This is a genomic window from Jeotgalibacillus sp. R-1-5s-1 (assembly GCF_004405105.1).
Taxonomy (GTDB): Bacteria; Bacillota; Bacilli; order Bacillales; family Jeotgalibacillaceae; genus Jeotgalibacillus.
This window is the reverse complement of the sequence record NZ_SORW01000044.1, coordinates 1-12,985: the sequence shown is the minus strand read 5'-3', so window position 1 is coordinate 12,985 and position 12,985 is coordinate 1. Positions and strand designations below refer to the sequence as shown.

At 47.3% G+C, this 12,985-nt stretch carries 9 protein-coding genes, 8 tRNA genes and 1 rRNA gene; 2 read left to right on the top strand and 16 right to left on the bottom strand.

Going from position 1 to position 12,985, the window contains the following annotated elements:
• Positions 1–221 precede the first annotated feature (221 nt).
• Together E2491_RS12750 and E2491_RS12745 are read left to right on the top strand one after the other, a co-directional pair.
• Positions 222–1,316 carry a hypothetical protein gene (locus E2491_RS12750; protein WP_134376007.1) on the top strand — a complete coding sequence of 365 codons (1,095 nt, stop codon included), beginning with the start codon at positions 222–224 and terminating at the stop codon, positions 1,314–1,316.
• A 99-nt stretch (positions 1,317–1,415) separates the two neighbouring features.
• Complete coding sequence (locus tag E2491_RS12745; protein WP_134376006.1) at positions 1,416–3,281, top strand: DUF2207 domain-containing protein; 1,866 nt, start codon at positions 1,416–1,418, stop codon at positions 3,279–3,281.
• A 579-nt stretch (positions 3,282–3,860) separates the two neighbouring features.
• On the opposite strand, the gene glmM is transcribed toward E2491_RS12745, so the two are convergent.
• From glmM to rrf, 16 genes are all read right to left on the bottom strand, one after another.
• On the bottom strand, positions 3,861–5,210 hold the full coding sequence (glmM, locus tag E2491_RS12740) for a phosphoglucosamine mutase (RefSeq protein ID WP_134376005.1): 1,350 nt from the start codon (positions 5,208–5,210) through the stop codon (positions 3,861–3,863).
• Positions 5,211–5,254: 44 nt separating this feature from the next.
• Positions 5,255–6,595 carry a CdaR family protein gene (locus tag E2491_RS12735; RefSeq protein WP_166805879.1) on the bottom strand — a complete coding sequence of 447 codons (1,341 nt, stop codon included), beginning with the start codon at positions 6,593–6,595 and terminating at the stop codon, positions 5,255–5,257.
• Positions 6,588–7,427, bottom strand: coding sequence for a diadenylate cyclase CdaA (cdaA, locus tag E2491_RS12730; RefSeq protein WP_134376003.1), 840 nt, complete (start codon positions 7,425–7,427; stop codon positions 6,588–6,590). Before cdaA ends, E2491_RS12735 begins: the two co-directional genes overlap by 8 nt.
• A 166-nt stretch (positions 7,428–7,593) precedes the next feature.
• Positions 7,594–8,637 carry a GGDEF domain-containing protein gene (locus E2491_RS12725; RefSeq protein ID WP_166805878.1) on the bottom strand — a complete coding sequence of 348 codons (1,044 nt, stop codon included), beginning with the start codon at positions 8,635–8,637 and terminating at the stop codon, positions 7,594–7,596.
• 164 nt (positions 8,638–8,801) lie between these two features.
• A complete protein-coding gene (locus tag E2491_RS12720) occupies positions 8,802–9,434 on the bottom strand; it encodes an anti-sigma factor family protein (protein ID WP_134376001.1) in 633 nt (210 codons plus the stop codon).
• A gap of 15 nt (positions 9,435–9,449) precedes the next feature.
• Positions 9,450–10,013: an RNA polymerase sigma factor SigW gene (gene sigW, locus E2491_RS12715; protein ID WP_134376000.1), complete on the bottom strand. Its 564-nt coding sequence runs from the start codon at positions 10,011–10,013 to the stop codon at positions 9,450–9,452.
• Positions 10,014–10,332: 319 nt separating this feature from the next.
• A complete protein-coding gene (rocF, locus tag E2491_RS12710) occupies positions 10,333–11,235 on the bottom strand; it encodes an arginase (protein WP_134375999.1) in 903 nt (300 codons plus the stop codon).
• Positions 11,236–11,928: 693 nt separating this feature from the next.
• Positions 11,929–12,001: transfer RNA gene (locus tag E2491_RS12705), tRNA-Lys, on the bottom strand.
• Between the two features lies 1 nt (position 12,002).
• Positions 12,003–12,077 (bottom strand) — tRNA-Gln (locus E2491_RS12700).
• 71 nt (positions 12,078–12,148) lie between these two features.
• A tRNA-Tyr gene (locus tag E2491_RS12695) sits at positions 12,149–12,232 on the bottom strand.
• A 16-nt stretch (positions 12,233–12,248) separates the two neighbouring features.
• Positions 12,249–12,324, bottom strand: a tRNA-Thr gene (locus E2491_RS12690).
• A gap of 8 nt (positions 12,325–12,332) precedes the next feature.
• Positions 12,333–12,408, bottom strand: a tRNA-Val gene (locus E2491_RS12685).
• Positions 12,409–12,431: 23 nt separating this feature from the next.
• Positions 12,432–12,506 (bottom strand) — tRNA-Glu (locus E2491_RS12680).
• 5 nt (positions 12,507–12,511) lie between these two features.
• A tRNA-Thr gene (locus tag E2491_RS12675) sits at positions 12,512–12,587 on the bottom strand.
• 7 nt (positions 12,588–12,594) lie between these two features.
• Positions 12,595–12,669 (bottom strand) — tRNA-Asn (locus tag E2491_RS12670).
• Between the two features lie 5 nt (positions 12,670–12,674).
• Positions 12,675–12,790 (bottom strand): 5S ribosomal RNA (gene rrf / locus E2491_RS12665).
• Positions 12,791–12,985 lie beyond the last annotated feature (195 nt).

Genomic DNA, 12,985 nt, shown 5'->3' with positions numbered 1-12,985 from the left:
GTCGGATTGTACGGTTATAGGGTGTTTTTCACTCGTTTGAGCATTTTTTTGTTTCGTTTCAGTCGCGGATTCAATCGTTCCAACATTTTATTGTATCATCCGCCTGTAAAGTACCATTTTTTGTTATGATAGAAATGGGAATTGTACTGTTCCGGTACTGGATTTGTATTGTTCCAGCAGGCTTTTGTCCTGTTCCCGCATCAACACCACTGGAGGAAAAAATGACATCATTGATACATGTAATGACCCTTTTAACAACAGGGCACTTCCGGGCGGCACCTGAAGCCGTCCTTTATGCGGGCATGCCTGATCAGCTGGCTGGTTTACTCGTTATACTGAATGGGTGCTTCGCAGGCTTACTGCTTATAGCTATGGTCTGGCTGATTGCCCGACGACTTCGTATTAGGGGATCAGCAGCCAAACTATTGGACGTCGATCCACTCTCTGTTCATCTCGCTATTCATCGGGGCAAGGCCGCAGGGATCGCCTTATTTGGCGGTCTGCTGACGCTCGTTGAAAAAAGGGTGGTGAATATGGCGGTCCAGGAAGAAACGCTGCTCGGCTTTCAGCGCAGAGGAAAAAACATGGACCGCACGACTGAGCAGGAAGCAGCGCTTGTAAAAGGCATGTTTGCCGCTTCAAAAAACGTGCTGTTTGGCGTTGGAGCTGAGCCGCCGATCCAATCAGACAAGCAGCATGCGGCACTTGAGAAATGGCTGAGCAGGACACACCTGAGCTATAGCCGACGCTTTCCACCTGTGAGATGGCCGAGACTCGTTCAAAACAGCCTGCTCGCCGTGATGACGGCCATCATGATTTTTGTGTACGGAACGGCCGCAGCTGCCCTTATCCTTACCGCGATCGCAAGTGTTCTTTTGTTCAGAGCCATAAGGCAGCCGCATCATAAGCGCTGGCCGATGCTGTTGACTGTCGTTCTGTGGGTCGCAGGCTTAAACAGCGGGTTTCCGGCATTTACAGAGACCTCTTACGTGTTTTCCATCTTCATGGCCTTATTTGTGTTAATGACACCAGCTCTCAGTGAAAATAAAGAGCTGCTTGAAACACGCGCTGCCATCCGGACATTTAAAAGATCGCTTCGTGCAGGAGAAGCGCAAGTAGCATTCAGGGATGATGCTGATGCGTGGACAGCCCGCGCAATCATGCTGAAGCAGGAAAAGCTTGTCGCTGCACGGATGAGTGAAGGTGGATGGGATGCTGACAAACATCCGCTCACTTATGTAACAGTCCATCAGGCATTCTCTGTGCGTTACTTGAATGCATCGATGGTCAGACGTGTATTGAGGTGGATTCGGTAGCTGGTGAGGAAGGGACGGAATTTGTATCGTTCCAATCATTTTATGTACTGATCACCAACACCTACTTTACATAAAAACACCCCTTTTCCGGAGGTTAAAATGAAGATCAAACTTAGTATAACAACGTTTCTAATCTGGATGGCGATTGTCTTACCGGCTGGTGCATTTACGATTGATGAGGTAAATGTGCGTGCGTGGATTTATCCGAATGGTGATGTTGAAGTCAATGAGGTGTTCCATTACACGTTCGAGGATCCGCAGGAAGATATTTTGCGCACGATTCATGATAGAGGTCACGAGGGGGTGGAGCAATTTGAGGCTCACCGCGTGATTGGCGAGGAGGATCGCCCGGGTTTTTTGACGCCTGAAGATGTGAGTGCGGTCGATTTTGTCAGAGGCGACAATGAGATGCGGATGAATATTAATGCTGAACCTGGCGAATATAAGATTTTTTATTCGTATATCCTCGTGGGTGCTGTGGATCGTTACTACGAATATAGCGAGCTGTATTTCCCCATTTTCGGCGACGGCAGTGAACATGACGAGGACTTGAATAACGTCACGATTGATGTCGTGTTTCCCGATACAGTTACACCGGGCAGCTACCGTGCGTTTTTTGATGATCGCAATGGGAGAATTGTTCGCCAGGGCGAAACGAACGTGACCTTTCAAACGCCTGAGTCACCGATGTTCACAACGACTGAGGTGAAGCTGTTGTTCCCGTCTGAACTCGTGCCACAGGCGTCGGCTACTGCTGCTCCCGTTTCGTATGAAGAGGCGGTTGCGCGTGAGGAAGCCGCGCTTGCGAGAGCAGAGCGCTTCCGCAGTATTCAGGACATCACAAGCCCTGTGATTACTGGAATCACCGTCATTTTGCTTGGCCTATTCCTCGTATTAGGTGTGCTCTTTTTCATCCGTAAACGGAGACAGCGCGGAGAGGCCATCGATATCATGACCGTTGATCCACTGATGCTGTATTTCATCCAGTTTAAATCTGTCTCGATTCAGCACAGACTGATCGCTGGATTATATTCACTCGTTGAGCAGGGTGTGTTGAGAACGTCCGTCGTATCTGTCGGGAAAAAAGGATTGCCTGAGGAAACGGTCGCATTTGGAAAGGTCGGCAATAAATCGGATTACACGGATGCTGAGACGTACTTACTCGACTGGCTGTTTCCAACCGGCGGCACCTTCAAACTGGATGAAGCGCTTGGTGAGGACGTTCACAGTAAAACGCGTTTCAGCTACCGAGAAAATAAATGGAGCAACCTTGCGAAAAAAGAATTCCAAAAGAAGCTTGGCACCGTGCGCTGGCCGATTATTGTGCGGAATAGTCTTCTTGGATTGCTGTTCGTGCTCGTCATCAGCTTTCGGGTACTCGACCGCTCCGGCACTTGGGAAATGGTGCTTTTTACATTGGTTGCAGGCTTTTTATTCGTACAGTCTATCCGCCAGCCTATGCGTAAACGCTGGTCCGTCCTGTTTGTCCTACTATGCTTCATAGTAGGCATCACGATTGAAAGTGATAGCGCATCCGAATCCATTGCTGAATTTGCGATCGTTCTGTTTTTTTATGTCCTGTTGATTCCAAGCTTTACAGAAAACCTGGAGTTAAAGCGGATCAAATCCAGCATTCAGGCTTTCCGCAAGGTGCTCGATTCAAAGGAAACGTTCACGATTACAGACCAGGCGCTTGATCCATGGATGCTGCGCGCTGCGATGATTAAGCGCCGAAATGCCAACCTGAAGCAATACGCGCCACAGGATGCCGGCAGTCTGCGCGAGCATCCGTTCACGTATGGCGTCGTAAATGGTAAAGACCCGTATAAATTTATGGGCCACATGCTGAAAAGAAACCGGAATTCATCTGACGGCATACTGATTTTTGATGACGGGCCCTCGAACCATCACGACCACAGCTCCTTTGACGGAGGCGGTGACGGTGGTGGTGGCGGTGGCGACTGATTTATCGTATGAGGAACCTCCGTAAATGCGGAGGTTTTTTGGTTGTTGAGAGCTGCTTGCGCAAATGCGGGCTTTATCGTTAGAATGCCTCGTCTGCGGAGCAGCATCTTGTAGATGCACTTGGGTAACCGTCTCTCATTTCAGCCGTGATAATGTCTGAATGACAATATGGCTTTTTAGGGGATCCAGCCTTATTGAGTACTGAAGAGCTGCTTGCGCAATGTAGGTTTGTTGATCAGTCTGTCCGGTTCTGCGGTATTGGTCCTGCTGAATGCACTTGGGTAACCTGAAGAGCGGGATTTCTGCCGGCGTGCGGGATTCCTTCACTGTGGGCACTTATTCGATTGTTTGAGATTTTATTTCGTGCTTTTCAGATTTTTATCCCTTCTTTCTGGAATTTAATTCCTTCACTAAGCTTATCCAGCCCCATTTTTCCTTCATTGCCGGACATAATTCCATCACTCCGATCACCTGATTCCTTCACTCCACAACTTTATTCCCTCACTTCCCGCCAGCCCACACCACCTCCCCAAACAAAAAGAAACAGGCACCCAAAGGATACCTGCTTCATTTACGCAATTATGCTTTTACACCCATCTCTTCTTCCACGACTTCAGCGATGCGGCTGACGTATTGGTCGCAAAGCTCCTGTGTTGGGGCTTCTGCCATGACGCGGACGAGTGGTTCTGTGCCGGATGGGCGCACGAGGATACGGCCGTTTCCGTTCATTTCTTTTTCTACTTCTTCGATTACGGCTTTAACGCGCGCGTTGTCGGTTACGCCGTGCTTGTCGCTGACGCGGATGTTGACGAGCTTTTGCGGGAAGATTTCCATTTCAGCCGCAAGCTCGGACAGCTTTTTGCCAGTCAGCTTCATGATGTTCACGAGCTGAAGTCCGGATAGGAGGCCGTCTCCTGTTGTATTGTAATCAAGGAAGATGATGTGGCCGGATTGTTCTCCGCCAAGTGTGTAGCTTCCTTTTTTCATTTCTTCTACTACGTAACGGTCACCAACAGCGGTCTGGATGCTTTGGATGCCTGCTTCCTCAAGCCCTTTATGGAAGCCAAGGTTACTCATTACCGTTGATACGACTGTGTTCTGCTTCAGACGTGCTTCTGATTTCAGATGCTTCGCGCAGATGAACATGATCTGGTCGCCGTCTACTACCTGACCGTTTTCATCGATCGCGATCATGCGGTCACCGTCTCCGTCAAAGGATAGACCAACATCTGCACCGCGCTCTTTTACAAAGGCAGCAAGTGCTTCAGGGTGTGTTGAGCCGACACCTTCATTGATGTTCAGGCCGTTTGGTGATGCGCCCATTGTTGAAAGGTCTGCATCAAGGTCCGCAAACAGGTGCGTCGCAAGTGCAGAAGTTGCACCGTGCGCACAGTCTAATGCAATATGAATGCCATTGAAGTCTTCATCAGCAGTCTGCTTCAGATACTGAAGGTACTTCTGTCCGCCTTCAAAGTAGTCTGTCACAATACCGAGGTCGCCTCCTGTTGGGCGTGGTGCCTGATCCGTTTCTGCATCGATCAGTGCTTCGATTTCATTTTCCTGGTCATCCGTCAGCTTAAAGCCGTCCGGGCCGAAGAACTTAATACCGTTATCTGCTACCGGGTTGTGTGAAGCTGAGATCATGACGCCTGCCTGTGCGCCCATTGCTTTTGTCAGGAATGCTACTCCTGGTGTAGAAATGACACCAAGACGCATGACTTCTGCTCCGATTGATAGAAGACCTGCGACAAGCGCGCCTTCAAGCATATGTCCTGAGATTCGTGTGTCACGTCCGATTAATACCTTTGGACGGTTCGTTTCTTTTGTTAATACGTAACCGCCAAAACGTCCTAATTTATAAGCCATTTCCGGTGTCAGTTCTGTATTTGCTACTCCACGTACACCGTCTGTCCCAAAATATTTACCCATTCTAATCATCGCTCCTTAATTAATCGCTCCTGTTTCCTGCAGGACTACGCTTGCGCAAGTGAAATGGTGACACTTGGCCGCGACAGGATATATGTGACGTTTGAAGGTCCCTCCACCTGGACCTCAACGTTGTGTTCACCTTCATCTAAACCTTCAGCATCAATATACAGTGAAAAATCATCTTCTGATAAGCCTTCAAGCGTCTCGGCATCACCCGTTACACGCAGATTCAGCTCCCCGCCGGCCGGCTGTAAAAAGGTTGCCTGCAGATCATCGCCAATATTTCTCGTTTCAACAGGAAGAGCCGACAAAGTCAGCTCTTCCGTTGTATTATTATTATTTTCATTTTGATTATCATTAGAGGCCGTTTCATCCTGATCAGTGTCAGGTGGCGGATCCTCTGTATCGGCAGTTTCACCGGTATTATCTGTACTGCCTTCCCCGCCTGTCAGCGTGACAACAGCGGAAGCCGTTTCAGAGGAAAGTTCAGATACACCTTCAGGCACAGGGATCGGCACTTCTATTCTCGAACCGCTTCTTGTTACGCCTGATATGTCAAACGGTACTTCAATCTGGTCAATCTCGTCAATGGTTCTGGTTGGACCAAAAATCGTCACGGTCTCATTTACGAGTGAAATGTCTTCGATTTCAAGACCATCTCCAGGTTCGCCCTGCTGAACCGGAACCAGGGTGACTTCCTTGCTTGGCTGTGACATGTTCACAGTCAGATCCACGTTTTGCGGTTCAATAGAAACCGGCAGCTTGTCCAGATTACCATCAAGCACCTGGACGGCGGATTCAAAGGTGTCTCCATCCTCCACTTCTCCGTCCGTGCTTAAGGATGCTCTTACATAACGAATGGATTCAAGCACACTTCGCGCTCCGGTAATCTGAACGGTTTCCGGCTCCACGTCAATCGAATCAAGCTGGAACCCTTCCGGCACAATCGACTGGTTGAACTCAGCGTCCACTCTGAATTCCTGCGTCAAGCGCTCATCAATGGTGACGGTTGCTACAGATGGATTCAACGTGACACGAAGCTCAGGGGAAAAGTTTTCATACTGGATATTGACTTCATGTGTCCCGATATCCAGATCAGACATATTAATAAACACGCGGAAATCACGTGCAGAATTCGTTCTCGCAACAAACGCAGCCGGGCCTTCCACCGTTACGTCAATCGTACTCGGTACCCCGCTGACGACAAATTCTTCTTCGTTGTACATCGTATCAACCGGCACATTTTCAATCGTCTCGATATCATTCTGAGAGCTGGTTGAGCTGTTGGACCCTTCCTCTACATTGTTTGCAGAAAAAAACATAAAAAGGGCAATCATGAGAGCAAACCCTCGTAAAAACCAGCGGCTTTCAAGGAATTTATCCATTAGACTTTTTCCCCCTCCAGTTCCATCGTGACGATCCGGATGCGCCTTCTTTTTCGTTAAACCATTCGCGGCGGAGGATCTTACTGAACTCATCCAGCTCCAGGTTACGCTTCAGCTCACCGTTTGTCGTGATGGAGATGGCTCCCGTCTCCTCTGATACAACAATCGTAATACTATCTGTTACCTCACTGACACCAAGTGCAGCTCGGTGTCGCGTTCCAAGCTCCTTTGAAATGAACGGACTTTCTGACAGCGGCAGATAACACGCAGCAGCTGAAATCCGGTTCTTCTGAATGATCACCGCTCCATCGTGAAGTGGCGTATTCGGAATGAACAGGTTAATCAACAGCTCGCTCGTCAGCCTTGAATCCATCGGAATACCGGTTTCGATATAATCACCCATTCCCGTCTCACGCTCAAACGAGATCAGGGCACCGATCCGGCGTTTTGCCATATAACTGACGGCCTTTGTGACCGCTTCAACAAGACGCGTCCGCTCTTCATCCTCCTGCAAATTACCTCTTGTGAAAATTCTTCCTCGCCCCAGCTGCTCCAGTGCACGGCGAAGCTCCGGCTGGAAGATAATAATGACCCCGAGAACCCCCCAGTACATGACTTCCTGCATGATGCTCGCAAGCGTATTGAAGCCAAGGAGTTCACTTAGTATCCGAACGATAACGATGACAAAGATTCCTTTTAGCAGCTGGACTGCCTTCGTCCCTTTAATCAGGGTAATCAGCTTATACAGCAAATACCATACAAGGAGTATGTCTAAAAGGTGCACTGCAATGTCTAACACCGTTAAATCTGAAAATTGTTCAAAAAACGGCATGGGACTTCCTCCATTTATCTATTTAAAAGGGCTGTTCACTTATCTCTCTATAATAGGCAGCAAGCTAAGCTGCCATAAATGCTGAAATCACTTAAACTCCACCATTATAACACAATGCCCCTGTTTCGTGTGTGTGAAACGGAATGTCATCAAACTGAAACAGCTGTTACTGTGCTTTTAAATAGTGAAATACCTGCTCATCTTCAAGGACGGCACATGCCCGCCCGTTCCGCTTCGCGTGATACAGGCGCTGATCGGCTTCCGCCACGACCTGTTCAGCCGAACGGTTGCGCTTAAAGATCGTGTAGCCTACACTCATGCTCAGTTTCCACTCAGGCTGCTGCAGATCCAGCTCTTCCACCTCTGAGCAGAGATCACCGAGAAACCGTTCGACATTAAATTCTTTCCCGGGAAATAAAAAGACAAATTCCTCGCCACCATAGCGAAATGCCTTGCCAAGATGCTCGCCGCTCACCTTTTTCAGCATCGGGCCAACTCTTTCAAGAACATAATCTCCATATAGATGACCATAGTGATCATTCGCCACCTTAAAGTGATCAACATCCCCGATCAATAAGTGGAAAGGTTCATTGCGCTTCACAAGCTGCTCAAGCTCCTCGTCAAAATGGCGCACATTGTAAAGGCCCGTTAAATAATCCTGGCGAAGTTCATTTCCAAGATGTGCGGCTTTATCTAAATGCCTGCGCTCCTGTAAAACGAGGATCGCACTGAATACGGCCATGACAATCAAAATAAATGTCTGCAGCGCTCCGGAAATCAGAACCTCAGGCGTGTAGCCATTTAAAAAGTACGGCATGGACCAGATGGCCATCATTAAAGCCATCGTCATTAAAACAGCACCGCGTTCCTTCCAGTAAATCATCGCATGCATCAGAATAATGTACATAACCGGCAGAAATTCACTTTCAATTCCACCTGTGATCGCAACGAGCCAGACAAAGGCACCGTAATCGATCCAAACCCCGCTCTGAAGTAATTGAGGAAATAAAAGCTGCTGCTTTGTTGCTTTATATAATTGAAACTGCGCAAATACAGTAAACATGAAAAAGGTCAAAACCAATATTGGAAACGACTGTCCGGTAAAGCCGATTTGTTCACGTAAATAAGGGATCAGATAGATCGCGAAGATTGCAATAAGAAAAACCCAGCGTAACAGGGAAAATAATTGTTCTGTTTTGATATCCTTCATCTTCCATCCCCCTCTCTTCATCACTTTAACACAATGAACGCGAATCGTCTTATAATTCTTTATACCCATTTTTCAACCAAAAACCACTTATTACATTATAAATTATTCGTCAGGCAGAACGCAGGACTTACAGACGAAAAAAAGAACCACCAAATTGGCAGTTCTTATGATTCTGTATCTGAAGAGCGACTAAAATCGCCCAGTTCTTTCACAGCTGATTTAATCGAGTACCAGAGCCATTCGAAGGCCTGGTCAATTTCTTCAATTTCACCTGTAACCGTTCCTGCACCTGCCGTATATTGTTCACCGTTAATGACGGTCACATTGCCAGTGACTTCCCCTTCTACACGCAGATCGCCGTTGCGGACCGTAAAGTCTCCCTCAACCGTTTCTCCTTCAGGAATCACAACCGTACTGCCCTCTACCACTACTTTTTCACTTGGCGTAAAGGCAAACTCATTGTCCCCACCCCATGTGGCGAAGAGGCTTCCGCTCATTAATACGAAAAACACAGCCGCGGCCACAAATAACGGATGTCGCTGGAACCATCGATTCATACCGGCTTTTTTCTTTTCCTTTGGCAGCCTGTTCATGACATTTGCGGTAAAGTCAGACGGCGCCTGGATATGCGATGTGCTCTGCACGAGCGCAATCGTCTTCTTTAATTCATGAAAATGAGTTTTGCACGCTTCACATTGCTGAAGGTGCGTCTTTAACTCCTTTTCCTGTTCTTGTGAAATCTCTTCATCTAAATACTCATGCATTAAATGCACGATGTGTTCAGGACAAGTGTTCACGAGACTCACCCTCTCCTAAATTGATCTTAATTGCTTTCGGAGCGCTTCCCGTCCACGATGAATTCTGGTCTTGACTGTGCCAAGCGGTAAATCCAGAATCTCACTGATTTCCTTCAGCGATAGCTCCTCTATATACTTTAATACGATCACAGAACGATATTTGTCGGGTAATAATGAAATTTCTTTCTGAATTGATTCCTGTAATTCCATTGATTCTACTTTATCCTCAGGCAACGGTTCATCCGACTCCACCTGAGAATACATCGTCAACCCCTCTGTCCCAGCAACTTCTGCATCCAGGTAATAGTCCGGTTTCTTTTTACGGATCCGGTCAATACAAAGATTCGTGGCGATACGAAAAATCCACGTGGAAAATTTGCGGTCGATATCAAATGTATGAATGTTGGTATAAGCTCTGATAAATGCTTCTTGCGCAATATCTTCCGCCTCATGACGATTGCCTAACATCCTGAAACATACATGATACACTCTATCCTTATAGAGTTCCACAATCTCGCCGAACGCATTCTGATCACCCTTCAGCACCTGCTGTATTCTCTTTTTCACGATGAGTTCCATTCTTCCTTTACCTCCGCTTCATGCGGCTCTAACCTGTTTACGGATCGAAGGCGCAAAAGGTTTCACGCTTTTTATTTTTATTTCGAGATTTTTTATGTACGTTCATTTTCGACCTCTGTGTCGAATTGCATCCCTTCTATTATACTATGTTTCGACAAAAGGGTCATCCAGTTAAAGTAAATAAATATGAAGTTTTTGGGAATAGGTGGGGAGGGTATAGAGTTGCCTCATTTGCTGACATGAAACAGACCGGAACAAGCTTTGAAAAGTTGTTCCGGTCTGCTTACCTTACTATTAAATGAAGAATTGCGTTATCTTATTACAGAAGCTTTTCGCCAAACAAAGATCCAATCAGCGCAACTGCAACCGTTGCAGTCTTGTTCTTTTCATCAAGAATCGGATTTACTTCCACGAATTCAGCTGACGTCAGGATATCCGCCTCAGCGAGCATTTCCATCGCCAGGTGACTTTCGCGGTAAGAGATTCCTCCAAGTACCGGAGTTCCGACACCCGGCGCATCACTTGGATCCAGTCCGTCCAGATCAAGTGACAGGTGCACACCATCTGTGCGGCCTTTCAGATACTCGATCGACTCTTCCATCACACGCGTCATACCCATACGGTCAACCTCGTGCATCGTATACACGCGGATGCCCTTTTCCTTAATCAGCTCACGTTCGCCTTCATCTAAAGAACGCGCTCCGATAATCACAATGTTCTCAGGCTTCACTTTAGGCGTATAGCCGTGAATGTTCACAAGGTCCTCGTGTCCCAGACCGAGACTTACCGCAAGCGGCATACCATGAATATTCCCTGAAGGTGACGTCTCACCTGTATTTAAATCACCGTGTGCATCGTACCAGATGACACCAAGGTTCTCATGCTTGCTGCTGATACCAGCCAGTGAGCCGATCGCAATACTGTGATCTCCACCTAGAATCAGCGGAAAATCGCCTGCATCCTTCACAGCCTTTACCTGATCTGCAAGCTCTGTATTGCCCTTTACCACAGCCTCAAGATTACGAAGGTTCGTCTCAGCCGTATGTACGCGCTCAGCCTGGTCAATCCGGATATCACCAAGGTCCGTCACCGTATGACCAATATTCTCTAAACGTTCAAGTAATCCGGCATAACGAATCGCACTCGGTCCCATATCCACGCCGCGGCGCATCTGACCGAGATCCATCGGTACTCCGATTACAGAGATGTTTTTCTTTTGCATGATTGCTCCCCCTTCTATGTACTGCCTTCCTATTGTAACGCTTTCATTTGAAGTGACTCAACTGGGCAGAATTATGTATATATATACAGGTGTCTATGGGTGGAGAACAGTTGGGAGGAGTATTATGATGACTAGCGTGGTTATTTTATGTTGTTGCTTCTTTATTGTGCTTACTTTTGGTTTTATTCGATAGACTTTTTCGGTTATTCTACTTACTTCACTCCTCATTCTACATACCTCGAGAAACATCCCGGCGAAGCCCGGGGGCTCTTCGTGCAGTTGGGTAACTGCAGCGATACGCTTTTATCTAAACTATGTCATTTATTCGATACACTTTCTTCTTCATTCTTCACACTTTTGGTCTAATTCGATAGACTTTCCCCGTTATTCTACACACTTCACTCCTCATTCTGCATACCTTCAGAAACATCCCGGCGAAGCCCGGGGGCTCTTCATGCAGTTGGGTAACTCAAAAGATCAAACTCACGCCTAAACTGGACCCTATCCTTACCCAAGCCCAATGGCATTTAACGCAGCCTCAGCCCAATTAGATAGACTTTCCTCATTATTATGAGGACCTCCACCATTATTGTGCGTTCCTGACCTCTTATTGTGCCGACCTCACCTCACCATCTCTCTAAAAAAGACAAAAAAACGCCCCATCGATGATAAAATCGATGAGACGCTTTGTAATGAGCCATGAAGGACTCGAACCTTCGACCCTCTGATTAAAAGTCAGATGCTCTACCAACTGAGCTAATGGCTCTTGGCTGGGCTAGCTGGATTCGAACCAACGCATGACGGAGTCAAAGTCCGTTGCCTTACCGCTTGGCTATAGCCCAATGTTATTTAAGAACAGTATGCCCTAAAAAAACAGAAAGGACATCTCTGAATATGTCCGTTTTTAAAAAAATGGTGGAGGGGGGCAGATTCGAACTGCCGAACCCGAAGGAGCGGATTTACAGTCCGCCGCGTTTAGCCACTTCGCTACCCCTCCGTATTTAAATGAAAACTGGTGCCGGCAAGAGGACTTGAACCCCCAACCTACTGATTACAAGTCAGTTGCTCTACCAGTTGAGCTACACCGGCAAAAAAAATGGTGGAGAATGACGGGCTCGAACCGCCGACCCTCTGCTTGTAAGGCAGATGCTCTCCCAGCTGAGCTAATTCTCCATGGGATAATTTCATTTTAAAAGTGGTGACCCGTACGGGATTCGAACCCGTGTTACCGCCGTGAAAGGGCGGTGTCTTAACCACTTGACCAACGGGCCATGAGTGGAGCTTCCAACAGGATTTGAACCTGCGACCTCTTCCTTACCATGGAAGTGCTCTACCTGCTGAGCTATGGAAGCAGAAAAATGGCTCCACAGGTAGGACTCGAACCTACGACCGATCGGTTAACAGCCGATTGCTCTACCACTGAGCTACTGTGGAATATTGCCTAGCGACGTCCTACTCTCACAGGGGGAAACCCCCAACTACCATCGGCGCTGAAGAGCTTAACTTCCGTGTTCGGCATGGGAACGGGTGTGACCTCTTCGCTGTCATCACTAGACTATTCTGCTTGCTTGGAACAAAAACTATTATACCAAGTTTCCATTGCTGATTTCAACAACAGGTTTAAAAGAAAGAACAAAAAATTTCATTCCCTCAAAACTGGACACAACATCAAACAACCGCAAGGTTTTTCGAGAATCACCTAATTTGGTTAAGTCCTCGATCGATTAGTATTCGTCAGCTACACATGTCG

Bases quoted from the DNA above. Each gene is read 5' to 3' on its own strand.
- E2491_RS12750 (WP_134376007.1), top strand. From the start codon at position 222: ATGACATCATTGATACATGTAATGACCCTTTTAACAACAGGGCACTTC.
- E2491_RS12745 (WP_134376006.1), top strand. From the start codon at position 1,416: ATGAAGATCAAACTTAGTATAACAACGTTTCTAATCTGGATGGCGATT.
- glmM (WP_134376005.1), bottom strand. From the start codon at position 5,210: ATGGGTAAATATTTTGGGACAGACGGTGTACGTGGAGTAGCAAATACA.
- E2491_RS12735 (WP_166805879.1), bottom strand. From the start codon at position 6,595: ATGGATAAATTCCTTGAAAGCCGCTGGTTTTTACGAGGGTTTGCTCTC.
- cdaA (WP_134376003.1), bottom strand. From the start codon at position 7,427: ATGCCGTTTTTTGAACAATTTTCAGATTTAACGGTGTTAGACATTGCA.
- E2491_RS12725 (WP_166805878.1), bottom strand. From the start codon at position 8,637: ATGAAGGATATCAAAACAGAACAATTATTTTCCCTGTTACGCTGGGTT.
- sigW (WP_134376000.1), bottom strand. From the start codon at position 10,013: ATGGAACTCATCGTGAAAAAGAGAATACAGCAGGTGCTGAAGGGTGAT.
- rocF (WP_134375999.1), bottom strand. From the start codon at position 11,235: ATGCAAAAGAAAAACATCTCTGTAATCGGAGTACCGATGGATCTCGGT.